Here is a 22,927-nt window from a genome sequence, read left to right on the forward strand (position 1 = left end):
TCAACCCAGCGCTTGCAGGATCGGCTGCAGCATCGCCGCGCCCAGGCCGGCGCTGCGCGCGCCGTTCCAGCCGGTATGCGCGTCCGGCAGGTTGGCGTTGTCCTTGAACGGCATTTCCAGCGTCAGCGACAGGCACTTGAAGTGGTGGCCGACGTACTTCGACGCCAGCGTCAGCAGCTCGTCGTTGTACTTGCTGGCGGCGTAGCCGAATTCCTTCTGGAAGTCCGGACTGCAGCTGATGTAGTTGTCGATGAAGCTGCTCTGCTCCATCGCGCGCTCGGCGCCGAAATCTTCCAGCATCTCGCAGCCGGCCACGAAGTTGTACGGTAGTGCTTCGTCGCCATGGATGTCGAAGAACATGTCGATGCCGATCTCTTCGATCTTCTGCTTCACGCACAGCACTTCGGGACTGCGCTCGAGCGACGGGTTCATCCATTCGCGGTTCAGGTTGGCGCCGGCGGCGTTGGTGCGCAGGTTGCCGCGGATCGAACCGTCCGGGTTCATGTTGGGAACGATGTAGAACACGGCGCGCTGCAAGAGCTTGCGCGACACCGGGTTGGCGTTGTCGAGCAGCGCATCGATCATGCCTTCGACAAACCACTCGGCCATCGATTCGCCGGGGTGCTGGCGCGCGATAACCCAGATCTTTTTCTCGGCTTGTCGGTTGCCGATCACCACCAGATTCATGTCGCGCCCCTCGACCGTGGAGCCGATGTCGTGCACGCGCGCGATCGGATTCTCGGCCACTTCGCCCAGCAGGCGCAGATGGCGTTCCCAGCTGTACGGTTCGAAGTAGGCGTAATACACGCTGTCGAGTTCCGGCGTGTGGTTGATGCTCAACACCTGGCCATCGAAGGTGGTCGGCACGCGGAACCAGTTCTCGGTATCGTAGCTCGCCACCGCCTGGTAATCCTCGAAGCCCTTCGGATAAGTGGCCTGGCCGGCATTCAGGAAACGCATCGTGACCGCCTGGTCGCGCGCGCCCTGCAGGCGGAAGTGGAACCACTGGTGGATGTCGGCGTGCGAATCCTTGCGCAGGTTCAGGTCGATCCGGGCCGGGTCGGCGGCATTGACGACGTCGATGGAACCGGAGTCGAACATCGTGCTGATCTTGATGGGCATGGCGATCCTTTCATGGCTGCAATCGCTGGATCTCAGCGGCAGCTGCAATTGTCGGGTTCTGGCCGGCCATCATACCGGATCGGGCCTGCCGTCCGGATGCGCGGGGCCGGCCGGAGGCGAAGCTTATTCGGCTTCGAGGTTGATCAAATCCTTGGTATACATCTGCATGATCTGGCGCAGCAGTTCGACGTTGCCGCGGTCGAGCACCACGGTCAGGTCTTGTTTAGCATCCAGCGCGAAGGTCATGCGGATGGCGCCCGGCAATTCCTTGCAGTTGACGAACAGGGCGCGCGGCGTATTCGGATTGTCCCAGTCCATCTGGGTGATGGTCGGACCGGCCGGCGGCGCCTGCAGGCGCGGATCGCGGTTGGCCGGCAGGTGCTGCAGCAGCCAGAACACGATATTGGCCGGCACCTGGATGCACACGTCGCCGGCGCCGTGGTTGGAGAACTTGGTCAGCAACAGGTTGCCGATCCGGTCGCACGACATGGACAGGCTCTTGACTTGACGGATAACCGCTGGTTTCACGACGTTGATCCTTGGAATGTTGAAAAAGGCGCAGCGATTCTACCGCATCCGTCCTGTATTTAGAAACAAAACGGGGAGCCGAATTGGCTCCCCATGCGTGTGTGTGCATGTCCGTTCTTCCTGGCGCTTCACTGCCTGCTAGAAGCGCGCAGTGCGGCGCGGACGAAGCGACGGTTGTTGCGGCGCGAAATTACTCTTTCGAGCCGCCGCGGCTGCCACCCTGTGCGCTCTGGCGGTTGCCGCTCTTGCTGCTGGTACGCGAAGCGCCGCCGGCGCTGGCGCTGGCCGACTGACGGTTGCCATGGCTCATGCTACCGGCGCGGCGTGCCTCTTCCGAGGTGAACTCGTGGGCCGTACCCTTGGCGTGGGCGGCCTTGCCGCCCTGGCTGGCGATCTCGCGCTGACGCGCCGGATCCATCGACGCGAAGCCGCGATTGCGGGTACCGCTGCTCTGGCTGTTGCCCTGGTTGCCGGTTTGCTTGTTACCTTGGTTGCTTGAAGCCATGATGATCTTCTCCCTGTACGCTTTTTGAAACCGCCGCGTCCTGCGGCAGGCTGAAGACCCTTTCGCCGCCAGGTTTCACGCCGATGAGCGATGAGTCGGAAGTCATCTTAGGCATGCAATATAGATGCGACTATAGGAGCATTTCAGATGACTTTGTAGGACTACACGCGACAGAAAATGCACTTACGAAATTGACTTCCACCGGTCAATATAGTTTGGCCAGCCTCGTCAGAAGCAGTCCTACATAGTCCCCCTACCTCTTCCTATTCGTGCGGCTCGCGCGAGCGCGCATCATGGCACTATTGGACGGCCATGAGCCGTCTGCTTGATCCAACAAAACAGGAGGCCGATATGGATGCGAACCAACGTAGCGAGAGCAACAATCAGACTAATAATGGCGCCAACGAAAAATGGACGCCGGGCTCGAAAGGCAATACCACGGGCGGCACGAACGATCACACTTATCCGAAGGGCGCCAGCGAACAGCGTGGCATGTCGGGCACCGGCATGGCGCATTCGGGCGGACGTGACCAGGCCGGCCTCGGCGGCAGCCCGGACGGCAGCGGCCAGGCCGGCGACCTGCCGGGCGGCTCGATGCAGACCCAGCAAACCGGCGGTTCCGGCCCGCAGCAAGGCATCACCGACAGCCATCAGCGCCAGATGGAAATGCGCTCCGACGCCTGGGGCGAACTGGAGCAGCCGGTCGGTCACCGTGCGGCCGACTCCGGCACTTCGCTGCGCGACCACCCGGACAACCGCCAGGGCAACACCCAGGCCACCGAAGCGATGAACCCGCAGAACCCGGCCCAGCCCGAGCTGCGCAGTGGCGCCGGCGCGCGCGGCACCGAAGCCGGCGTGCCGGGTGCACAGCAGGGCGACATCTACGGCAACCGCCAGAGCGGTGGCATCGAGCGCATCGAAACCACCGGCGCCGGATCGAGCCAGGCCGGGCAGTCCGCCGACAGCACCGACCGCAGTGGCTCGCAGACCGGCAACGGGGCGCGCGACGCTGGCAGCCATGACGTGCACCAGTCCAACGACGTCGCCGGCGGCCTGCCACGCAGCCCGGGCGGTACCGGGCCGACCAGCGAAAACCCGGGCTACAAGCCGGGCGGCAGCATGCACGCCGAACCGAATCCGGTGCACCAGTCGAACGACGCGGCCGGCGGCTACCCGCGCAGCCCGGGCGGGGCCAACAAGCTGGCCGGGGATCGCAAGATGGATGACGATACCGGCTTTTCGCGCGGGTAACCTGCAAGTAACCTGATAGCGAGGCGCGAACGGCTCACCGCGAGCGCCGATCATCGGTAACAGCCGGACCGTCATCCCTGCGCGGAGATGACGGTTTTCGGCTGCCGAACACCGAACTATCGCGCCGGCCTCCTCCCCTGGCCAGCCCCACTTCCCGCCTGATTGATCCACCTCCAAGCTGTACAGATGTCGCGGAACCCCAGCCGTAACCCGGCAATCGAACCGCTCACGATCGTCACGATCAGGTGGCGAGCGAGACCAGGGGGAGACATCACATGCCAGCCACGGATGAGGTCCTGACCACCAATGCATCGACCACCGTCTCGGTCGTACTGCCGGCCTGCGGCCGCATGGATCTGCTCGATCGCAGCCTGGACGCGCTGATGCGCCAGACGCTCGACCCGCGCAGCTACGAAGTCATCGTCGTCGACGACGAACCCAATCACAACACCTTGCACCTGGTGGCCGGCTGGCGCACCCGCACGCTCGAGCGCGGTCCGCGCCTGGCCTATGTCGCCAACACCGGCCCGCGCGGACCGTCCGCCGCGCGCAACCGCGGCTGGCGCGCGGCGCGCGGCGCCATCGTCGCCTTCACCAGCGACGATGCGGTGCCCGCGCCCGGCTGGCTCGAGCACGGCCTGGCCGCCTTCGGCGACGGCACCGAGGTGGTATGCGGCCGCATCGAAACCCCGGTCCCGGCGCGCCCCACCGACCGCCAGCGCAGCGCCCATGCCCACGAGCGGGCCGACTTCAGCAGCGCCAACTGCTTCATCCACAAGCCGGTGCTCGAACGCCTGAACGGCTTCGACGAGCGCTTCAGCGTGCAGCGCGGGAGCGACGCCGACCTGCATTTCCGGCTGCTCGAACACGGCGTGCGCATCGTGCGCGCGCCGCAGGCTCTGGCCACCCACCCGGTGCGGCCGGCGCCGTGGGGCGCCAGCCTGCTGCAGATCCGCCACGCCGTGTTCGACGCCCTGCTGTACAAGAAGCATCCCGCCCTGTACCGCCAGCGGGTCGAGGCGCATCCGTGCTGGGAACACTACGCCATCGTCGGCGCGCTGCTATTGACGTTGGGCAGCTGGCTGCTGGGCGCGCGCTGGCTGGCACTAGCCGGCGCCCTGGCCTGGCTGGCGCTGACGCTGCGCCTGTGCGCACGGCGCCTGCATGGCACCGCGCACAGCGTCTCGCACGTGGCCGAGATGGCACTCACCTCGATCCTTCTGCCGCCGCTGGCCGTGTTCTGGCGTCTGGCCGGCGCGGTGCGTTTCCGCGTGCGTTTCGCGTGAGCGCGCCATGCTGACCGATGCGAATGGCAATGCAGACAGGAACGATCATGCGCAGACCGGCTCGGCCCTGGACGCGACCATGGCTGCGGCCTTGGCCATATCCCCGGTTGCTGTAGCGGCCGATAGCGTGCGTACCTTACTTGGCCTGTACGATGGCGCCCCGCCCGCCCCGCCGGCCCCGCCCGCCCCGCCAATACCGCGTCGCATCGCCATGATCAGCACCCATGCCTCGCCACTCGCCGCGCCGGGCAACATCGGCTATGGTGGCCAGAGCGTCTACGTGTCCCATCTGGCGCGCGAGCTAGCGCGCGCCGGGGTCGCGGTCGATATCTTCACGTGCAGCGATGCGCCTGGACAGCAGCCGATCGTGGACTGGATCGACGGCGTACGCATCATTCACGTTCCTCCCGGTCCGGCGCACCATGTACCGAAAGAAGAGCTGCTGACACACGCCGGCGCCGGTGCGCGCTTCGTCGACAGCTTCTTGACCCGCTTCGTCGCCCGTTTCATCGCCCGTTTTGCAAGGCGCCAGCAGGCGATGTACGACCTGGTACACGCGCACCATTTCGTGTCCGGCATGGTGGCCGCGCGCCTGAAGCGCAGCTTGAAGCTGCCCTTCGTGATCACTTTCCATACGCTCGGGCAGGTACCGCGCCGGGCCCCGGGTGCCGGCGATGGTGTTGCTACGCAGCGCATCCGCATCGAAACTACCCTGATGCACGAAGCCGGCCGCGTGATCGCCGCATGCCCGCAAGACCGGGTCGACATGGAGCACTTGTACCAGACGCCATCGCCTCGCATCGCAGTGGTTCCGTGCGGCTTCTCTCCCGCTGAATTCTGGCCGGTGCCGATGGGCGAAGCACGCCAGCGCCTGCGCATCGCCAGCGGATGCTTCGTGGTGCTGCATCTGGGCCGCTTGGGCCCGCGCAAGGGCATCGACACGGTGATCCAGGGCGTGGCCATGCTGCGCCAGCGTCACGGCATCGATGCCGAGATGATTGTTGTCGGCGGCGATGAATACCAGCCTGCCGGGGCCTTGTCGAGCCGCTCTAACGACAGGCCCGCCCCAGGTCTGCAAGTGCACGGATCGCGAGACAACATCCACGCGAGTCTTGCCCTTACCCAGCCTGCGGCAATCAGCCACGAAAGTGCGGAGCTGGCGCGCCTGCGCCAGCTTGCCCTCGCACTCGGCATTGGCGAGCACGTCCGCTTCGAAGGCTGTCAGCCGCGCGAGATCTTGCGCGACTACTACGCCGCCGCCAATGTGTTCGCCAGTACGCCCTGGTACGCGCCATCCGGCATCACGCCGGTCGAGGCAATGGCTTGCGCGCGAGCTGTCGTCGGCGCCGAGGTCGGCGGGATCAAGAATACGGTACGCGACGGCGTCACCGGCTACCTGGTGCCCGCGCGCGACCCGGAAGCGCTCGCCGATCGTCTGGCCCGCCTTCAGCGCCACCCTGAACAGGCCCAGCGCATGGGCCAGCTCGGACGCGTACGCGCCTGCGAACACTACACCTGGCAACGCGTCGCGCAGCAGCTGATGACGGTCTATACCGAAGTTCTCAAGGAAACCCGGGCGGTCCAGCGGTCCGCCATCCAATTTGGCCAGGAGAGCGCATGATGACATCCGCAGCGTCCGCAGCATCGGTAGCACCGGCAGCATCAGCGACTGCAGCGACTGCAGCGACTGCAGCCACAGCTGCAACATCGACCCCAGCCCCGGCCCTGGCGTCGACATCGGCGCGCCCTGCCTCGGCCTCGCCGCTGTCCACGTTATCCCATTCGATGTCACTCGACGGCAAGACCGTTCTGATTACCGGCGCGGCAAGCGGCCTCGGCGCATCGCTGGCGCGCGTGCTCGGCGAAGCCGGCGCCACCGTGGTTGGCGTCGACATCCAGGCCGGCCAGCTGTCCGACGGCATGGCGGCGCTGCGCGAACGCGGCGTCGATGCGCGCGGTTTCGCAGCAGACCTGGCCGATCCGTACGACGCGGCGCGCGCCGTTGATGCCGCGCTCGACGGCAACGGACGACTCGACATCCTGATCAACAACGCCGGCACCGACATCGCGCTGCCGCTCGACGAACTCAGCGACAGCGACTGGCAGCGCGTGATCGGCACCAACCTGAACGCCCCATTCGTGCTGGCGCGCCAGGCGGCATCCGCCATGCGGCGCCAGGGCGGCGGACACATCGTCAACATCGCCTCCACCGCCGCCAAGCGCGCCTGGCCGAATGCCACTGCCTACCATGCCAGCAAATGGGGCCTGCTCGGACTATCGCATGCGCTGCATGCCGAGTTGCGCCCCTTTGGCATCCGGGTCACGGCAGTGGTCGCGGGCGGCATGCGCACGCCCTTCCTGCTCGAACGCTTCCCCGAACTGGACACCGCTGCCCTGCAGGATCCGAACGACGTGGCCGACGCGATCCGCTCGGTGCTGCTGCTGCCGGCGTCGGCCGTGGTGGCCGAGCTGACCATCCTGCCGCTGCGCGAAACGTCGTGGCCGTGACATGAAGGCGATCTTCCTCGACAAGGACGGCACGCTGATCGACGACTTCCCCTTCAACGTCGAGCCGCGTCGCATCCGCCTGGTGAGTGGCGCCGGCCCGGCCTTGCGCCTGCTGGCAGGGCTCGACTATCGCCTGTTCGTGGTGTCGAACCAGTCCGGCATCGCGCACGGCTGCTTCGGCGAAGACGCGATGGGTCCGGTCGCCGACCGCCTGTCCGACCTGCTGTTTCGCGAACAGCTGTCGCTCGACGGTTTTTATTACTGCCCGCACCATCCGCTCGGGACGGTCAGCGACTATGCCTGCGCCTGCGCCTGCCGCAAGCCTTCGCCCGGCATGCTGTTGCGCGCCGCTCACGAACACGGCATCGACCTGCGCGCCTCGTGGATGATCGGCGACATCCTGCACGACGTCGAAGCCGGCAACCGCGCCGGCTGCCGCACGCTCCTGATCGACAACGGCAACGAAACCGAATGGCGCCTCGGCCCGCGCCGCCTGCCGACCCGCATCGCGCCCGACCTGTACAGCGCGGCCATGCTGATCGCCCGTCACGCAGACGAGCGATGAAGGCGAGCGCCGCTGGACACCTGCAGCGCGGCGCCGCGGCACCTCGTGTGGATCCGCCTCGATTCCATCGGCAACATGCTGATGTGCACACCTGCCATGCTGCCGCCGCGGCGCCGATCTTGCCTGTCAGTTATGCCATCGACCGTGCCTGCCAGCGATGCATTCGCTTGTGATTCCAATCGAGTGTGATGCCGATGGTGATGCCGATGGTGATTCTGATTACGCCTGCCACCATGCGACCTGCTACGTCTCCGATAACGCCGCCGGGTATGTCTTCGATGGCGTAGCCGGTAACTGCGTCGACCGCACCGCCTGCAACGCCGGCGCCCGCATCTCCATCCGCGCCTGCCGATGACTTCGATAAGACGACGCAAGGCTGAAGGAGTTCCAAGCTTACAGCACCTTGCGCAAGTGCGGATCGGGCGGCGCAGTGGAAGCATTGCAGGAGCCGGAACAGCAAGCGGACATGGCATTTCCAGAAGCGGATTCGATTACAATCCCTCCCTTGAAAACCCTATAGTGACTACAAGGTCAAGCGGAGAACGCGATGTCGATGCAGACGATGCGCATAGGCGAACTGGCGAAGATGGCGGGCTGCCAGCCCGAAACGATCCGGTTCTATGAAGCGAAGGGTTTGCTGCCGCCGCCAGTCAGGACCCAGGCCAATTACCGCCAATACGACGACAGCCATGCGGCGCGGCTGCATTTCATCCGGCGCTGCCGCTCGCTCGGCATGTCATTGAACGAAGTCGAGGCCCTGCTGGGCTACCAGGACCAGCCCGAGCGCTCCTGCAGCGGCGTCAACGACCTGGTCGACCATCAATTGAGCGAGATCGACCGCCAGATCGCGGAACTCGGCGCCTTGCGCGCCGAACTGTCGTCGCTGCGCGCACGTTGTGACGCGGTGCGTCCCGCCGGCCAGTGCGCCATCCTGCGCGAGCTGACCGAACACGCCTGATCCAGGGCGCCAGCGGCGCCCGTCAACTTCAGCCTGCCGCCTGCGCCAGTGCCGCCTGGTCGTCGGCGCGCACCTGCTCGCCCATCAGCACGCGGTGGATCACTTCGCCGTGGATGCCGTGCTGCTTGAGGAATTCCACCGCGCTGCGGGTGCCCATATTGGCCTGGATCTCCATTCCCTGGCGCACCACGCGCGTCGGGTCCGCATAGGGGGCCGTGGCCAGTGCCTCCACCGCAACGGCGCGGCGATCGATGTGCGAATCGTGCATGACTTCCTTTCCTGCGCCGGCCAAGGGGCCGGGCAGTTCGACAAGGCCATGCCCGCGGGAATAGCCGGATTCAAAAAAAACCGCCGACCGCGAGGCCGACGGATGAACGCACATCCCTACAGGATCACGCGGAGAGACAGCGGCAATCTTAGCGCGCAACGGTTTCAGCTTGATGACAAGCGCCCGCCATCCGCAGCCCACCCTTGCCGCGGCGGAACACTCTACAATGGCCCATCGCTGATTGCTACGGGACGACAGATGGCAGTATCCGAGTTCAAGTACGGCTCCGACGATTCGGGCCTGGTATGGGGCTTCCTGATCGGCGGCCCCAAAGCGGTGCCGGTCGGCGCCCAGGGCGCGGCCGACTGGATGCGCCAGCCGAAACCGGGCGAATTCCTGTGGCTGCACTTCAACCTGTCGAACACCGCCAGCGAACGCTGGCTGCGCGCCCACGCCGGCCTGGCCGACGAGTTCTACGGCACCCTGCACCAGGGTTCGCGCTCGACCCGCATCGAGATCGCCGACAACGCCCTGATCGCCGTGGTCAACGATGTGCTGCACGGCTTTTCGATCGACAGCGCCGAGATCTCGACCCTGTGGGCCCACGTCACCCCGAACCTGGTGATCAGCGCGCGGCGCAAGCCGCTGGCCTCGATCGAGCGCCTGCGCCAGGCGGTGCTGCAGGGCGAACCGCTGCGCTCGCCGGTCGAACTGCTGGTGCACCTGCTGCAAGACCAGGCCGACGTGCTGGTGAACATCGTGCGCGAGGCTGTGGCGCGGGTCGATACCATCGAAGACCGGCTGCTGGCCGGACGCCTGACGCGCAAGCGCGAAGACCTGGGCGCGCTGCGGCGGGTACTGGTGCGCCTGCAGCGCCTGCTGGCGCCGGAGCCGGCGGCGCTGTTTCGCCTGCTGCAGCGTCCGCCCACCTGGGTCGAGCCGGACGACCGCCAGGCGCTGCGCCAGGCGACCGAGGAATTCACGGTGGTGCTGAGCGACCTGGCTTCGCTCCAGGAACGGATCAAGCTGCTGCAGGAAGAGATCGCCGCGCGCGTCAACGAAGACAACAACCGCAGCCTGTTCCTGCTCACCATCGTCACCGTGATGGCGCTGCCGATCAACCTGATCGCCGGCCTGCTCGGCATGAACGTGGGCGGCGTGCCGCTGGCGCAGAACGAGCACGGCTTCTGGATCGTGCTGGTGCTGGCCGCCCTGTTCACTTCGGTCGCCGCCTGGCTGCTGCTGCGCCTGCAACGCCAGCGCTGACGTCCTGAGAAACCCTGCGGCGCGTGTGGCGCATTGCTACGCACCAATACTGTTGCGAGTTTGCCGGATAGGCCGTATCGTTCACGGCTGACCATACCGGCCGACTACACCGACACCTTGACCACATTGAACTCGAGCTACAGCTTTCTTGCCGGCGGCGGCGACATGGGCGCCCTGATGCGCGCCCACGATTGGCAGCACACCTCGCTGGGCTCGCCCGATACCTGGCCTTCGACCCTGAAGACCGTGGTGCGCCTGATCCTGTCCAGCAACCACCCGATGTTCATCTGGTGGGGCGACGACCTGATCCAGTTCTACAACGACGGCTACAGCTTCACCATGGGTCCGGAGCGCCACCCGTCGGCGCTCGGCCAGCCGGGCCGCGAATGCTGGGCCGAGGCCTGGGACCTGATCGGCCCCGACATCGAACGCGTGATGCGCGGAGAAGGCAGCGTCTGGCACGAAGACCGGCTGGTGCCGCTGACCCGTCACGGCGAACGCCAGGATGTGTGGTGGACTTACGGCTACAGCCCGATCGAGGACGAAGCCGGCATCCACGGCGTGCTGGTGATCTGCAATGACGTCACGCGCGACCACCTGCTGCGCGAGCGCCTGGAACAGACCAACCATGCGCTGATCGAGACCATGGACGACGGCTTTTGCCTGCTCGAGATGATCGACGACGCCGACGGCCACGCGGTCGACTACCGCTTCCTGGAAGCCAACCACGCCTTCGCCCGCCACACGGGCCTGGTCGACAGCGTCGGCAAGACCGCGCGCCAGCTGGTGCCCGACCTCGAGCAGAGCTGGGTCGATACCTATGACGCGATCGCGCGCAGCGGCGAGGCGCGCCGTTTCAATGAAGGGTCGGAAGCGATGGGGCGCTGGTTCACAGTGTATGCCAGCCCGATCGCGCATCCGGGCAAGCGCCGCGTGGCGCTGCTGTTTACCGACATCACCGAGCAGAAAAAGGCCGAACACGCCCTACAGCTGAGTGAGCTGAGCGCGCGCGCCGCCGCGGCCCAGGCTGAAGCCGCGCGCCAGCGCCTCGACGCGCTGCTGGCAGCAGCGCCGGTGGCGATCATTTATGCCGACGAGCATGGCGCGCTGTCGGCCGCCAATCCAATGTGCACCACGCTGTGGGGCGAGTATCCGATGTCGACCGGCCAGGACGGCTACGGCGAATGGCGCGGCTGGTGGGCCGACGGTTCGGCGCGCCACGGCGAGCCGGTGGCCGCACACGACTGGTCGCTGGCGCGCGCCCTGCGCGGCGTGGCGGTCGAGAGCGACATCATCGAGATCCAGCCGTTCGGCCGCCCCGGCGAGCGGCGCACCATCTTCACCCGTGCCAGCGCGATCCTGGACGACGCCGGCGCCATCCGCGGCGCGGTGGCGGCATCGATGGATATCACGGCCCAGGTCGACACCCGGCGCGCGCTGCAGGAAAGCGAAGGCAAGTTCAGGACCATGACCGAAGCCATGCCGCAAATGGTCTGGTCGTGCCTGCCCGACGGCGCGAACGATTATTCGAATGCCCGCTGGTACGAATTCACCGGACTGGACCACCGCAACCTGCGCGGCAGCGACTGGATCAACGTGATCCATCCGGACGACCTGGCGACGTTGAAGGCGCTGTGGCAGGACAGCCTGGCCACCGGTCACCTGTTCGAGCTCGAGCACCGCATCCGCCACCGCAGCGGCGAATACCGCTGGGTGCTCAACCGCGCGCTGCCGGTGCGCGACGAGGACGGGCGCATCATCCGCTGGATGGGCACCGTGACCGACACCCACGACCAGAAGCTGGCGGCCGAGGAGCTGCGCTCGGCCAATGCGCGCAAGGACGAGTTCCTGGCGATGCTGGCGCACGAGCTGCGCAACCCGCTGGCGCCGATCAGCACCGCCGCCCAGATCCTCAAATTGTCCGGCGGCGACCCGAAACGCATCGCCCAGGCCGGCGACGTGATCGGACGCCAGGTGCGCCACATGGTCGAACTGGTGGACGACCTGCTGGACGTCTCGCGCGTCACGCGCGGCCTGGTCGAGATCGAAAAAGTGCCGGTCGACCTGAAAGCCGTGATCCAGAACGCCATCGAGCAAGCCAGGCCGCTGATCGAAAAGAAGGGCCACACGCTGTCGACCCGCCTGGGCGAGGCCAACGTTACCGTCACCGGCGACCGCAAGCGGCTGGTGCAGGTGATGGCCAACCTGCTCGGCAACGCCGCCAAGTACACGTCCGACGGCGGCGAGATCACGGTGTGCGCCGCCGCCACCCCGGATACCGTCACGCTGAGCGTGCGCGACAACGGCATCGGCATCGACGGCGCCCTGCTGCCCGACATCTTCGAACTGTTCACCCAGGCCAAGCGCACGCCCGACCGCGCCCAGGGCGGGCTCGGCCTCGGACTGGCGCTGGTGCGCAGCATGGTCGGCCTGCATGGCGGCAAGGTCGAGGCCAGCAGCGACGGGCCGGGCCGCGGCAGCTGCTTCAGCGTCACGTTGCCGCTGCATGCCCGCCAGCCGGCGCCTGGTGCGCAACCGGATCCCGGCAAGCCGGGCCTGGCGCAGCAGCGTCCGCTGCGCATCATGATCGTCGACGACAACCGCGACGCCGCCGAGTCGCTCGCGATCCTGCTCTCGAGCGTCGGGCACACGGTGGCGGTGGAAGAGTCGCCGCTGGCGGCGTTGCGCCGCGCCGAAGGAGAAGCGTTCGACGTCTGCCTGCTCGACATCGGCCTGCCCGACATGGACGGCTATCAGCTGGTCGGCCGCCTGAACGCACTGCCGCAGACCGCGCACACGACCATGATCGCGCTCAGCGGCTACGGCCAGCCACAGGACATGGAAGCGTCGCGCCGCGCCGGCTTTGCGCTGCACCTGGTCAAGCCGGTCGACATTCCGCACCTGCTGGCCGTGTTCGATACGCTGGCGCGCGAGGACGACAAGCGCTGAGCACGCATTTCATGCCTGGCGCATGCCTTATCCAGTTTACAGGAATTCTTATTCCAATATACTGGACGCATGGACATCAACCAACTGATCGCCCGGCGCGTACGCGAACTGCGCGCCGAACGCGACCTGTCTCTGGCCGAACTGGCCGAACGTAGCGGCGTCAGCCGTTCTAACATCTCGCTGATCGAACGCGGCGAGAGCAGTCCCACCGCGACCGTGCTCGACAAGCTCAGCGCTGCGCTCGGCGTTACCGTTGCTTCGCTGTTCGAGCAGAGTGGACAAGCGCCCTCCCCGCTGGCGCGGCGTTCGGACCAGCCCGTGTGGACCGACCCGGGTTCGGGCTATGTCCGGCGCAACCTGTCGCCGGCCACCTGGTCGCCGCTCCAGCTGGTCGAGGTCGAGTTTCCGCCGGGCGCACGCGTCGCCTACGAGACCGGCGCACGCGAGGCCGACCTGCACCAGCAGCTGTGGCTGATGGCGGGGACCATGGAATTGACCGTCGGCACCAGCAACTGGACCTTGAACGCAGGCGATTGCCTGGCCATGCGCCTCGACCAGCCGATCGCATTCCATAACCCGGGACCGGCGAGCGCGCGCTACATCGTGGCGCTGGGCGCGCCGTCCGGCCAGGCACCCAGGAGAGAACCATGAATGCAGACATCGCCGTGCGCAGTCTCGGCGCCGCCAAAGTAGAAGCCCGCATCGGAGAACTCACCCGGGTGCTGCTCGACTGCGTCGAGGGCGGCGCCTCGGTCAGCTTCATGCGGCCGCTGGAGCGCAGCGCGGCAGATGCCTTCTGGCGCGGCGTGGCGGCCGCCGTGGCGCGCGGCGAACGGACGCTGATCGTGGCTGAGGATGAGGGCGTCATCGTCGGCACGGTGCAATTGATCACTGATATGCCACCGAACCAGCCGCACCGCGCCGACGTCGCCAAGCTGCTGGTACATCGGCGCACACGCGGATCCGGCGTCGGCCGGCGCCTGATGGAAGCGCTGCACGAGACGGCGCGCCTCCAGGGCCGCACGCTGCTGGTGCTCGACACCGCCAGCGCCACGGCCGAGCGCCTCTACGAGCGGCTGGGCTGGCAGCGCGCTGGCGTGGTGCCGGACTATGCGCTGCTGCCGGACGGCGGCCTGTGCGCGACCACCTTTTTCTATAAACGCATTGCCTAGCCTGCGGGCGCCCTGATGCCGCGCTCGCGGCAGCGCGATGTGTTGCTCCGACTGTTAAAGACAGACGTGCGGCGTCGTCACAAAGAGCGGCGACCGGCCGCCGTCTCGCGTAGGATGGCGCTTTGCATGCACGCCCACCCGAATGGAGAACACCCGCGTGACGTTTGCCAGTGACCAGAACGGCTCCCAGCATCCGCTGTCGCCCAACGCCCAGCGCATGCTCGCCCTGCGCGACACCGTCTTCGCGGTCTGGGAAGCGCGGGTGCGCGAACGCATCACGCAGGCTAGCCAGGTGCAGCATCCGATCCTGATCGATACGCTGCCAGTGTTCTACGACAATATCGCACAGAGCATCAGCCCCGACTATCCGCGCGCCTCGGCCGTGGATGGCACCACCGTGGCCGCCGAACACGGCGGCGAGCGGGCCCGCGTCACGGCCTATGACCACGCGGCCCTGATCGGAGAGTACCAGGCGTTTCGCTGGGCAATTTTCCATGTGCTGCTACGCGATGGAGTGGTGCTCGACCACCGAGAAACCGAGGCGATCCACGCTTCGATCGACTCCGGCATCCAGGAAGCGGTGCAGGCCTTTTCGCTGGTGCACAGCGGGTTTCGCGAACGCTTCGCCGCCGCCCTCACCCACGACATGCGCGGCCCGCTGACCGCCACCATGACGGCGCTCGAACTCATCTTGCTGGGCAATGACATCGAGCGCATCAAGCTGGTGGCCGCCAAAGCGCTGACCAATGTCCAGCGCATGGGCGGCATGGTCGACGAGTTGCTCAATACCATGGCGTTCCATAGCGGCGAGCAGATCCAGCTTGATGTGCGCAGCGTCGATATCTGCGAAGTGGTCAAGGAAGTGCAGGCCGATGCGTTGGCGGCGCACGGACCTCGCGTGCGGGTCGAGGCGCGCCCGCTCGTCGGTCACTGGGACCGGTTGGCGCTCAAGCGCGCCACCGAGAACCTGGTCGGCAATGCCGTGAAATACGGCGCGCCGGGCACGCCGGTCACGATCCGCATCGACGAAGTGCATGGCCGCCTGCTGCTGTCGGTGCACAACGATGGCCCCGCGATTCCGCCCGACGAGCAGGAATGCATCTTCCAGATGTACCGGCGCGCCGAGGCCGCCAGGCACGGCGCGCGCCAGGGCTGGGGTATCGGCCTGCCCTACGTGCGCGCGGTCGCGGAAAGCCACGGCGGCAGCGTCGGCCTGGACAGCAGCGACGAGCGCGGGACTACCTTCGTCATCGACATTCCGATGGACGCGCGCATCGTGCAGGATGCGCCAACTCTCGAGTCCGGCTTGTCCTGAGCGGTCACGCGCGCGGGCGCGGTAGAATTACCTGGCAGCCCTCCAGGAGAACCCATGCACCGGCAAGCAGCGCTGATCGTCATCGACATGCAGCAGGGAATGCGCTTCGACACCCTGCCCCCTCGCAACAATCCGGATGCGGAAGACCGCCTTGCGCACTTGCTGGCCGCCTGGCGCGCCGCCGGCCAGCCGGTGGTGCTGGTTCGCCACATCAGCCGCTCACCGGCGTCGGTGTTCGCGCCGGGCCAGCCCGGGGTCGAGTTCCAGCAGCGCTTCCTGCCGCTGGCCCACGAGCACGTGGTCGAGAAGAATGTGCCGGACGCCTTCATCAATACCGGGCTGGAGCGCTGGCTGCATGCGCGCGGTGTGCAGCGCGTGGTGATTGGCGGCGTCAGCACCAACAACTCGGTCGAGGCCAGCGCGCGCACGGCGGGCAATCTGGGCTTCGACACGGTTGTCGTGGCCGACGCCTGTTTCACCTTCGAAAAAACCGATTTCGGCGGCACCCTGCGCAGCGCCGAAGAGGTGCACCTGATGGCGTTGGCCAACCTGGATGGCGAGTATGCGCGGGTGCTGGATACGGAGACGGTGCTGCAGATCCTCGCCGGCTGACCGGGCGCGATGTTGTATAACAAAAACTCAACCATTCCGATGGCTCTGATATAATTCCAGGCTAGTCGGGGCGTAGCGCAGCCTGGTAGCGTACGTGCATGGGGTGCACGGGGTCGGAGGTTCGAATCCTCTCGCCCCGACCAAGAATGTGTAAGAAAAATGGGTCGAGAAGCCAGTCTTCTCGACCCTTTTTTCTTTTCAACATCAAGCAAGCCTGCCCGACCGGCGGGCCGGTCTGCCCCCGGCCGGCCCGTTTCTCTTCGTTGCCCCCGCTGTTACTTCCAGTCGCCGCGCAGCGCCAGCACCTGCTGGCGCAGATACTCCGGCGTCGCCTGCTCCGGCGCCACCGGCATCCCCACCGCCAGCGCCAGCTGCGAGCGCATGCCGCGCGAGATGCGTCGCTCGAACAGGTTGCCCTGGTCACGCGTGAACCAGCTGCCCCACAGGCCGCGCAGCGCCATCGGAATCACCGGCACCCGGCTGCGCTCGACGATCTTGGCGATGCCGCTGCGGAACTCGTTCAGGTCGCCGGTTCTGGTCAGTTTTCCCTCTGGGAAGATGCAGACCAGCTCGCCGTCATGCAGCGCGTGGGCGATGTCGACGAACGCCTTTTCCATGGTCCACGGGTCTTCCTTGGCCGGCGCGATCGGGATCGCGTTCACGGCGCGGAAGATCCAGCGCAAAAACGGCGTCTTGAAGATGCGGTGGTCCATCACGAAACGGATCGGACGCGGGCTGGCGGCATTGATCACGATCGCATCGACGTAGCTGACGTGGTTGCACACCAAAATTGCCGCGCCTTCGGCCGGGATGTGCGCGGTGTCGACCGTGCGCACCCGGTACACGGTGTGGATCAGCAGCCAGGCCAGGAAGCGCATCAGGAATTCCGGCACCAGCGAGAAGATGTAGACCGCCACCACCGCGTTGAGCAGGGCTGTGGTCAGGAACAGTTCCGGAATCGTGAAGCCCTGCCCCAGCAGCAGGATCGCCACGCCGGCCGATGCCACCATGAAGATCGCGTTCAGGATGTTCATGCCGGCAATGGTGCGCGAGACATGCTTCTGGTCGCAGCGGGTCTGGATCAGGGCGAACAGCGGCACGATGAAGAAGCCGCCGAACACGCCGATCAGCACCAGGTCGGCCAGGATGCGCAGCACGCCCGGCTGGCCCAGCAGCGTCATGAAGTCGACGCTGCCGGCCGCGGCGGCACTGCTGAAAGCTTGGCTGGCGAAGTACAGGTCGATACCGAACACCGACAGCCCGATCGAGCCGAACGGCACCAGGCCGATCTCGACCTTGCGGCCCGACAGCCGCTCGCACAGCAGCGAGCCGGCGCCGATGCCCAACGAGAACACGGTCAGGAGCAGCACGAACACGCTGTGGTCGCCCTTCAGATAATCCTTGGAAAACACCGGGAACTGGGCCAGCAGCAAGGCGCCGTAGAACCAGAACCAGGAATTGCCCAGCATCGACAGGAACACGGTGCGGTTCTGGCGCGAATAGGCCAGGTTGCGCCACGATTCGGCGATCGGGTTGCGGCTGATGCGCAGTTCGGGCGCCGGCGCCGGCGACGGCGGGATGCGCCAGCTGGCGGCCAGGCCAAGCACCGCGAACAGCAGCGTGGCGGCGGCCACCAGCATGATGCCGTTCGGCTTGTAGCCGACCAGCACCGCGCCCGCCACCTCGCCCAGCAGGATGCCGACAAAGGTGCCCATCTCGACCACGCCGTTGCCGCCAACTAGTTCGTCGGGCTTCAGATTCTGCGGCAGGTAGGCGTACTTGACCGGTCCGAACAGCGTCGAGTGCATGCCCATGCCGACCACGGCCACGATCAGCAGCCACAGCGTATGGGTCATCCAGCCGATACCGGCGATCAGCATGATGACGATCTCGGCGATCTTGACGATGCGCGCCAGCTTCGCCTTGTCATACTTATCGGCGATCTGGCCCGAGGTGGCCGAGAACAGCACGTAGGGCAGGATGAACAGGCCGGGGATCAGGTTGTTCAGCAGCGACGGGTCGAGCGAAGTCCAGTTCAGGGCGTCATAGGTCATGACCACCAGGAGCGCGGTCTTGAACAGGTTGTCGTTGAAGGCGCCCAGGAACTGGGTCCAGAAAAACGGACCGAATCGGCGCTGCGTCAGCAGGGAAAACTGGCTCGGTTGGCTCATGCTCGGGTAGCTCGGGTGTTGTGGAGTGCGTAATGTACAACGGCAAGACCGGCGCAACAAACGCTGTTTCTCACATTCACCACCGCGCGTGATTGCGTATCCGCAGACGATACCCGGGGTCGTGCCCGGCGATACGCGTCCTGGCTGGGACAGAACCGGGTCAGGGTTCGACCACAAAGCGCCGCGCCGGACAAGCGCCTGCGGCGAAAGTCCGGGCCCGGCGTTAATGTCGATTGAAACCGGTCAAACAGGACTGGATCCGGGAAAATGACGGCCGCTGCGCGGGGTAGAATCCGCAGATGACTTCAGCCAACTTCCACGTTTGCTACGCCAGCGTCGCCAATGCGCTGTTCGAGCACATCGAGCAGGACCTGCTGCTCCTGACGACCGCCCTCATCGATGAAGATGAGGATTTCATGTTTCGGCCGGAGCCGGGCGTGGCAGCGCTGGTGACAAGCGAAGGCATGCCGCCACCGTAGGCCACGTCACCGGCACTGCGGCCGCGCCGCGCAGAGAAAGGCGGCGCCACCGCGATGCGCCGGTGCTGCTTAGCCCAGCGACTCCAGGCGAATCCGCGTCACCTTCCCGATCACCGCCGGCAAGCCTTCGATCTTGGCGATCGCCGCATCGATATTCTTCTCGCGCGTCTGGTGCGTGAGCATGATGATGTCGATGTCGGTCTGGTTGCCCGGTTCCTTCTGCAGCACAGCGTCGATCGAGATGCCGGCGTCGGCCAGGATGCGGGTCAGGTCGGCCATCACGCCCAGCTGGTCCTGCACGTGCACGCGCAGGTAGTAGCTGGTGGTGATCTCGGACATCGGCACGATGGCGACGTCGGTCATCTGGTTCGGCTGGAACGCCAGGTGCGGCACGCGGCTGTACGGGTCGGCCGTCAGCAGGCGCGTCACATCGACCAGGTCGGCGATCACCGCCGAGGCGGTCGGTTCCGAGCCGGCGCCCTTGCCGTAGTACAGCGTGGCGCCGACCGCGTCGGCCTGCACCAGCACCGCATTCATCGCGCCCTCGACGTTGGCGATCAGGCGTCCGGTCGGGATCAGGGTCGGATGCACGCGCAGTTCGACGCCCTCGCCCGATTCGGTATGGGTGCGGCGCGTGATGCCCAGCAGCTTGATGCGGTAGCCGAGCTGCTCGGCGTAGCGGATGTCCTGCGCCTGCAGCTGGCTGATGCCTTCCACGTAGGCCTTGTCGAACTGCACCGGGATGCCGAAGGCGATCGCCGACATGATGGTCAGTTTATGGGCCGCGTCCACACCTTCGATGTCGAAGGTCGGGTCGGCTTCGGCGTAGCCCAGTTCCTGCGCCTGCTTCAGGACGGTGGCGAAGTCGAGGCCCTTCTCGCGCATCTCCGACAGGATGAAATTGGTGGTGCCGTTGATGATGCCGGCCACCGATTCGATGCGGTTGGCGGTCAGGCCTTCGCGCAGCGCCTTGATGATCGGAATGCCGCCGGCCACGGCCGCCTCGAACGCCACCATCACGCCCTTGTCCTGGGCCGCGGCGAAGATCTCGTTGCCGTGCTGGGCAAGCAGCGCCTTGTTGGCGGTGACCACGTGCTTGCCGTTGGCGATCGCCTTGAGTACCAGTTCCTTCGGCAAGTCGTAGCCGCCGATCAGCTCGACCACGATGTCGATGTCGGGATGGTTCACCACCTCGAACGGATCGGCCACCACCGTGACCGCGCCGCCGGTAAGCTGGCGTGCGCGCTCGGTATTACGCGCCGCCACCATCGCAATCTCGATGCCGCGGCCGGCGCGGCGCCGGATGTCTTCCTGGTTGCGCTGCAAAACATTGAAGGTACCGGCACCGACGGTGCCGATGCCCAGAAGGCCAACTTGAATCGGTTTCATGTAATCTGTTTCTCTATTGGTCCAGGCGCAAAATCCGGCACAAGCTGCAGCGCGCATTGCAACGCGCTGCAGCGTGCTCAGGCATGGCGCCGTCGGTAACCGTCGAGGAAGCGCGCGATGCGTCCGCAGGCGTCCGTTAAATCGTCGGAGTTGGGAAGGAACACCAGCCGGAAGTGATCCGGGGCGATCCAGTTAAAGCCGGTGCCTTGCACCAGCAGCACTTTTTCCTCGGACAGCAGTTCGCAGATGAACTGCTGGTCGTCCGTGATCGGGTACATCTTCGGATCGAGGCGCGGGAACATGTACAGCGCAGCTTTTGGCTTCACGCAAGTCACGCCCGGAATATCGGTAAGCAATTTGTGCGCGAGATCGCGCTGCCTCAAGAGGCGTCCGCCCGGCTTCACCAGGTCGTCGATGCTCTGGTAGCCGCCCAGCGCGGTCTGGATCGCGAACTGGCCCGGCGCGTTGGCGCACAGGCGCATCGAGGCCAGCATGTTCAGGCCTTCGATATAGCCCTTGGCATGGCGCTTCTCGCCCGACACCACCATCCAGCCGGCGCGGTAGCCGCACGAGCGGTAGTTCTTCGACAGGCCGTTCAGGGTGACGAACAGCACGTCATCGGCGAGCGACGCCAGCGAGACGTGTTCGGCGCCGTCGTACAGGGTCTTGTCGTAGATCTCGTCAGCATAGATGATCAGGCCGTGCTGGCGCGCCAGCTCGATGATCTCGAGCAGCACTTCGCGCGAATACAAGGCGCCGGTCGGGTTGTTCGGGTTGATCACCACGATCGCGCGCGTGTTCGGCGTGATCTTCTTGCGCATGTCTTCGATGTCCGGCATCCACCCGGCCTGCTCGTCGCACACGTAGTGCACCGGCGCGCCGCCGGCCAGGCTGACCGCGGCGGTCCACAGTGGATAGTCGGGCGCCGGCACCAGCACTTCGTCGCCGTTGTTGAGCAGGCCCTGCATCGCCATCACGATCAGTTCCGAGGCACCGTTGCCGAGGTAGATGTCGTCGATGCCGACGTTCGCGATGCTCTTCTGCTGGGTGTAGTGCATGATCGCCTTGCGCGGCGCGAACATGCCCTTCGAGTCGGTATAGCCGGCGGCATTATGCATGTTGCGGATCATGTCGCTGACGATTTCGTCGGGCGCGTCGAAGCCGAACACGGCCAGGTTGCCGATGTTCAGCTTGATGATCTTCTGGCCGTCGTCTTCCATCTGGCGCGCCTTGTCCAGGGCGGGCCCACGGATCTCGTAGCAGACGTCGTCGAGCTTGTTCGATTTGAGAATCGGTCGCAAAGTAACCCCTGGTGAAAGCGTGCACTGTTGCAGTGCGAAAAATACCATTCTGCCGAAAGCCTCGGGAATAGGCAACCTCGGGCAACCATGCCGATCCGGTACAATGAATCTCCCAGTACCTCAGCTCCAGGCCAGACGATGAAGCTTCATTCCGACAATACTCAACAATACCAGACCGTGACCGGCTACGACGCGGGCGTCGTGGAGATCAATGCCCAGCCCTTCGACTACAGCCTGACCGTGCTGCCCGAGGTGGCGCCGCAGCCATGGCACGTGACGCGCTTCGAAGACCTGAGCGCCGAGCACTTCGAGCGCATCGCGGCCGACAAGCCGGACGTGGTGATCCTCGGCACCGGCGAGCGCCAGCGCTTCATCCACCCGCGCCTGATCGCCAGCCTGTCGGAATTGCGCATCGGCGTCGAATGCATGGATAACCAGGCCGCCTGCCGCACCTATAATATCCTGATGGGCGAAGGGCGCAAGGTCACGCTGGCGCTGGTCATCGGCGCCAAGAACTGACGCTTTTGTTGCTGCGCAGCAGACGGCAGCTGGTCTTGAAATAAGGCAACTTGGACCATATTTGCGACAAGATTGCCAAATTGCCCACCCGGGACTGGCGGCGAGCGGCACGGGCGATTATTATCGCAATGCCGCTCCCTGCCCTTTCGCCAGGGAGGACATGAGACCCGGCGCACCGCGCCGAACCGCCAGGAGAATCCCGTGGCCGAGAGCCAAACCGCAAACGCAGTATCTGCCGACAACGCTGCAAACAGCGCTGCCGGCAGCGCCGCCGCATCCATCGCGCCGTTCAACGCCCCGATGACCGGCGGCCAGACCTTCGCGCTGGAAGGACGTCCCGCCAGGTACACCGTGCTGTACTTCTACCCCAAGGACAACACGCCCGGCTGCACCACCGAAAGCATCGCCTTCCGCGAAGCCTATCCGCAGTTCCAGGCGCTGGGCGCCGACATCTTCGGCCTGAGCCGCGATTCGCTGCGCTCGCACGAAAACTTCAAGTCCAAGCTGGGCCTGCCGTTCGAGCTGATCTCGGATCCGGAAGAAGCCGTGTGCAGCCAGTTCAATGTCATGAAGCTGAAAAATATGTATGGCAAACAAGTACGTGGCGTCGAGCGCAGTACGTTTGTCATTGACGCTCAAGGCCGATTGGTGAAAGAATGGCGTGGCGTGAAAGTCAACGATCACGTCACCGAAGTGCTGGAATTTCTGAAGAGCCAGCCCTGAATATGGATGGCTCCAGTTTGTTTAACCTGCTGGATCGCTA

The 22,927-nt window shown here is 65.7% G+C and carries 23 protein-coding genes and 1 tRNA gene; 16 read left to right on the plus strand and 8 right to left on the minus strand.

Annotation, left to right across the window (positions count from 1 at the left end; genetic code table 11):
* The 3 genes from RTQ83_RS03135 to RTQ83_RS03145 all read right to left on the minus strand — a co-directional run bounded on the left by RTQ83_RS03135 (window position 1) and on the right by RTQ83_RS03145 (window position 2,155).
* Window positions 1–1,122 (minus strand): M14-type cytosolic carboxypeptidase, encoded by a 1,122-nt coding sequence (locus RTQ83_RS03135; protein ID WP_312511180.1) that lies wholly within the window; start codon window positions 1,120–1,122, stop codon window positions 1–3.
* 123 nt (window positions 1,123–1,245) lie between these two features.
* The gene (locus RTQ83_RS03140; protein ID WP_312511182.1) at window positions 1,246–1,650 is read right to left on the minus strand and encodes a hypothetical protein; all 405 of its coding nucleotides are present in this window, start codon (window positions 1,648–1,650) and stop codon (window positions 1,246–1,248) included.
* Window positions 1,651–1,840: 190 nt separating this feature from the next.
* The gene (locus tag RTQ83_RS03145; RefSeq protein ID WP_312511183.1) at window positions 1,841–2,155 is read right to left on the minus strand and encodes a KGG domain-containing protein; all 315 of its coding nucleotides are present in this window, start codon (window positions 2,153–2,155) and stop codon (window positions 1,841–1,843) included.
* A gap of 351 nt (window positions 2,156–2,506) precedes the next feature.
* On the opposite strand from RTQ83_RS03145, the gene RTQ83_RS03150 reads away from it, so the two are divergent.
* The 5 genes from RTQ83_RS03150 (at window position 2,507) to RTQ83_RS03170 (ending at window position 7,765) form a co-directional block, all read left to right on the plus strand.
* Window positions 2,507–3,406, plus strand: coding sequence for a hypothetical protein (locus RTQ83_RS03150; RefSeq protein ID WP_312511184.1), 900 nt, complete (start codon window positions 2,507–2,509; stop codon window positions 3,404–3,406).
* A 275-nt stretch (window positions 3,407–3,681) separates the two neighbouring features.
* Window positions 3,682–4,692, plus strand: a complete 1,011-nt coding sequence (locus tag RTQ83_RS03155) for a glycosyltransferase family A protein (RefSeq protein WP_312511185.1) — start codon at window positions 3,682–3,684, stop codon at window positions 4,690–4,692.
* 7 nt (window positions 4,693–4,699) lie between these two features.
* Complete coding sequence (locus RTQ83_RS03160) at window positions 4,700–6,313, plus strand: glycosyltransferase (protein ID WP_312511186.1); 1,614 nt, start codon at window positions 4,700–4,702, stop codon at window positions 6,311–6,313.
* Window positions 6,310–7,200: an SDR family oxidoreductase gene (locus RTQ83_RS03165; RefSeq protein ID WP_312511187.1), complete on the plus strand. Its 891-nt coding sequence runs from the start codon at window positions 6,310–6,312 to the stop codon at window positions 7,198–7,200. The genes RTQ83_RS03160 and RTQ83_RS03165 overlap by 4 nt, the downstream gene beginning before the upstream one ends.
* 1 nt (window position 7,201) lies before the next feature.
* Window positions 7,202–7,765 (plus strand): HAD family hydrolase, encoded by a 564-nt coding sequence (locus tag RTQ83_RS03170; protein WP_312511188.1) that lies wholly within the window; start codon window positions 7,202–7,204, stop codon window positions 7,763–7,765.
* A 130-nt stretch (window positions 7,766–7,895) separates the two neighbouring features.
* On the opposite strand, the gene RTQ83_RS03175 is transcribed toward RTQ83_RS03170, so the two are convergent.
* Window positions 7,896–8,156 carry a hypothetical protein gene (locus tag RTQ83_RS03175; protein ID WP_312511189.1) on the minus strand — a complete coding sequence of 87 codons (261 nt, stop codon included), beginning with the start codon at window positions 8,154–8,156 and terminating at the stop codon, window positions 7,896–7,898.
* Window positions 8,157–8,312: 156 nt separating this feature from the next.
* On the opposite strand from RTQ83_RS03175, the gene cadR reads away from it, so the two are divergent.
* Entirely contained in the window at window positions 8,313–8,723 is a 411-nt protein-coding gene (gene cadR, locus RTQ83_RS03180) for a Cd(II)/Pb(II)-responsive transcriptional regulator (RefSeq protein ID WP_312511190.1), read from the plus strand.
* A 28-nt stretch (window positions 8,724–8,751) separates the two neighbouring features.
* Here cadR and RTQ83_RS03185 read toward each other — a convergent pair whose 3' ends face one another.
* Window positions 8,752–8,991, minus strand: a complete 240-nt coding sequence (locus tag RTQ83_RS03185; protein ID WP_312511191.1) for a hypothetical protein — start codon at window positions 8,989–8,991, stop codon at window positions 8,752–8,754.
* A 258-nt stretch (window positions 8,992–9,249) separates the two neighbouring features.
* On the opposite strand from RTQ83_RS03185, the gene RTQ83_RS03190 reads away from it, so the two are divergent.
* From RTQ83_RS03190 to RTQ83_RS03220, 7 genes are all read left to right on the plus strand, one after another.
* On the plus strand, window positions 9,250–10,257 hold the full coding sequence (locus tag RTQ83_RS03190; RefSeq protein ID WP_312511192.1) for a transporter: 1,008 nt from the start codon (window positions 9,250–9,252) through the stop codon (window positions 10,255–10,257).
* Between the two features lie 117 nt (window positions 10,258–10,374).
* Complete coding sequence (locus RTQ83_RS03195) at window positions 10,375–13,206, plus strand: PAS domain S-box protein (RefSeq protein ID WP_312511193.1); 2,832 nt, start codon at window positions 10,375–10,377, stop codon at window positions 13,204–13,206.
* A 69-nt stretch (window positions 13,207–13,275) separates the two neighbouring features.
* Window positions 13,276–13,857 carry an XRE family transcriptional regulator gene (locus RTQ83_RS03200; protein WP_312511194.1) on the plus strand — a complete coding sequence of 194 codons (582 nt, stop codon included), beginning with the start codon at window positions 13,276–13,278 and terminating at the stop codon, window positions 13,855–13,857.
* Complete coding sequence (locus RTQ83_RS03205) at window positions 13,854–14,378, plus strand: GNAT family N-acetyltransferase (protein ID WP_312511195.1); 525 nt, start codon at window positions 13,854–13,856, stop codon at window positions 14,376–14,378. Before RTQ83_RS03200 ends, RTQ83_RS03205 begins: the two co-directional genes overlap by 4 nt.
* A 157-nt stretch (window positions 14,379–14,535) precedes the next feature.
* Entirely contained in the window at window positions 14,536–15,693 is a 1,158-nt protein-coding gene (locus RTQ83_RS03210) for a HAMP domain-containing sensor histidine kinase (RefSeq protein WP_312511196.1), read from the plus strand.
* Window positions 15,694–15,747: 54 nt separating this feature from the next.
* Window positions 15,748–16,305 carry a cysteine hydrolase family protein gene (locus RTQ83_RS03215; RefSeq protein ID WP_312511197.1) on the plus strand — a complete coding sequence of 186 codons (558 nt, stop codon included), beginning with the start codon at window positions 15,748–15,750 and terminating at the stop codon, window positions 16,303–16,305.
* Between the two features lie 66 nt (window positions 16,306–16,371).
* A tRNA-Pro gene (locus tag RTQ83_RS03220) sits at window positions 16,372–16,448 on the plus strand.
* Between the two features lie 132 nt (window positions 16,449–16,580).
* On the opposite strand, the gene RTQ83_RS03225 is transcribed toward RTQ83_RS03220, so the two are convergent.
* Entirely contained in the window at window positions 16,581–18,476 is a 1,896-nt protein-coding gene (locus RTQ83_RS03225) for an MFS transporter (protein ID WP_312511198.1), read from the minus strand.
* Between the two features lie 299 nt (window positions 18,477–18,775).
* On the opposite strand from RTQ83_RS03225, the gene RTQ83_RS03230 reads away from it, so the two are divergent.
* Complete coding sequence (locus tag RTQ83_RS03230; protein ID WP_312511199.1) at window positions 18,776–18,955, plus strand: hypothetical protein; 180 nt, start codon at window positions 18,776–18,778, stop codon at window positions 18,953–18,955.
* 69 nt (window positions 18,956–19,024) lie between these two features.
* Here the strand turns inward: RTQ83_RS03230 and RTQ83_RS03235 are convergent, their stop codons facing one another.
* Both RTQ83_RS03235 and RTQ83_RS03240 read right to left on the minus strand, forming a co-directional pair.
* On the minus strand, window positions 19,025–20,344 hold the full coding sequence (locus RTQ83_RS03235) for a homoserine dehydrogenase (protein WP_312511200.1): 1,320 nt from the start codon (window positions 20,342–20,344) through the stop codon (window positions 19,025–19,027).
* A 77-nt stretch (window positions 20,345–20,421) separates the two neighbouring features.
* Window positions 20,422–21,645 (minus strand): pyridoxal phosphate-dependent aminotransferase, encoded by a 1,224-nt coding sequence (locus tag RTQ83_RS03240; RefSeq protein ID WP_312511201.1) that lies wholly within the window; start codon window positions 21,643–21,645, stop codon window positions 20,422–20,424.
* Between the two features lie 138 nt (window positions 21,646–21,783).
* Between RTQ83_RS03240 and RTQ83_RS03245 the strand changes: the two genes are divergently transcribed.
* The gene (locus RTQ83_RS03245) at window positions 21,784–22,164 is read left to right on the plus strand and encodes an Mth938-like domain-containing protein (RefSeq protein ID WP_312511202.1); all 381 of its coding nucleotides are present in this window, start codon (window positions 21,784–21,786) and stop codon (window positions 22,162–22,164) included.
* A 279-nt stretch (window positions 22,165–22,443) separates the two neighbouring features.
* On the plus strand, window positions 22,444–22,887 hold the full coding sequence (locus RTQ83_RS03250; RefSeq protein WP_312511250.1) for a peroxiredoxin: 444 nt from the start codon (window positions 22,444–22,446) through the stop codon (window positions 22,885–22,887).
* The last annotated feature ends 40 nt before the right edge of the window (window positions 22,888–22,927 follow it).

The sequence above is a fragment of the Massilia sp. genome (assembly GCF_031995545.1).
GTDB lineage: Bacteria > Pseudomonadota > Gammaproteobacteria > Burkholderiales > Burkholderiaceae_D > Telluria.

Coding starts and splice junctions, on each gene's coding strand:
- RTQ83_RS03170 (WP_312511188.1), top strand. CDS start 7,202: ATGAAGGCGATCTTCCTCGACAAGGACGGCACGCTGATCGACGACTTC.
- RTQ83_RS03185 (WP_312511191.1), bottom strand. CDS start 8,991: ATGCACGATTCGCACATCGATCGCCGCGCCGTTGCGGTGGAGGCACTG.
- RTQ83_RS03215 (WP_312511197.1), top strand. CDS start 15,748: ATGCACCGGCAAGCAGCGCTGATCGTCATCGACATGCAGCAGGGAATG.
- RTQ83_RS03145 (WP_312511183.1), bottom strand. CDS start 2,155: ATGGCTTCAAGCAACCAAGGTAACAAGCAAACCGGCAACCAGGGCAAC.
- RTQ83_RS03155 (WP_312511185.1), top strand. CDS start 3,682: ATGCCAGCCACGGATGAGGTCCTGACCACCAATGCATCGACCACCGTC.
- RTQ83_RS03160 (WP_312511186.1), top strand. CDS start 4,700: ATGCTGACCGATGCGAATGGCAATGCAGACAGGAACGATCATGCGCAG.
- RTQ83_RS03135 (WP_312511180.1), bottom strand. CDS start 1,122: ATGCCCATCAAGATCAGCACGATGTTCGACTCCGGTTCCATCGACGTC.
- cadR (WP_312511190.1), top strand. CDS start 8,313: ATGTCGATGCAGACGATGCGCATAGGCGAACTGGCGAAGATGGCGGGC.
- RTQ83_RS03205 (WP_312511195.1), top strand. CDS start 13,854: ATGAATGCAGACATCGCCGTGCGCAGTCTCGGCGCCGCCAAAGTAGAA.
- RTQ83_RS03225 (WP_312511198.1), bottom strand. CDS start 18,476: ATGAGCCAACCGAGCCAGTTTTCCCTGCTGACGCAGCGCCGATTCGGT.
- RTQ83_RS03200 (WP_312511194.1), top strand. CDS start 13,276: ATGGACATCAACCAACTGATCGCCCGGCGCGTACGCGAACTGCGCGCC.
- RTQ83_RS03235 (WP_312511200.1), bottom strand. CDS start 20,344: ATGAAACCGATTCAAGTTGGCCTTCTGGGCATCGGCACCGTCGGTGCC.
- RTQ83_RS03165 (WP_312511187.1), top strand. CDS start 6,310: ATGATGACATCCGCAGCGTCCGCAGCATCGGTAGCACCGGCAGCATCA.
- RTQ83_RS03190 (WP_312511192.1), top strand. CDS start 9,250: ATGGCAGTATCCGAGTTCAAGTACGGCTCCGACGATTCGGGCCTGGTA.
- RTQ83_RS03230 (WP_312511199.1), top strand. CDS start 18,776: ATGACTTCAGCCAACTTCCACGTTTGCTACGCCAGCGTCGCCAATGCG.
- RTQ83_RS03150 (WP_312511184.1), top strand. CDS start 2,507: ATGGATGCGAACCAACGTAGCGAGAGCAACAATCAGACTAATAATGGC.
- RTQ83_RS03245 (WP_312511202.1), top strand. CDS start 21,784: ATGAAGCTTCATTCCGACAATACTCAACAATACCAGACCGTGACCGGC.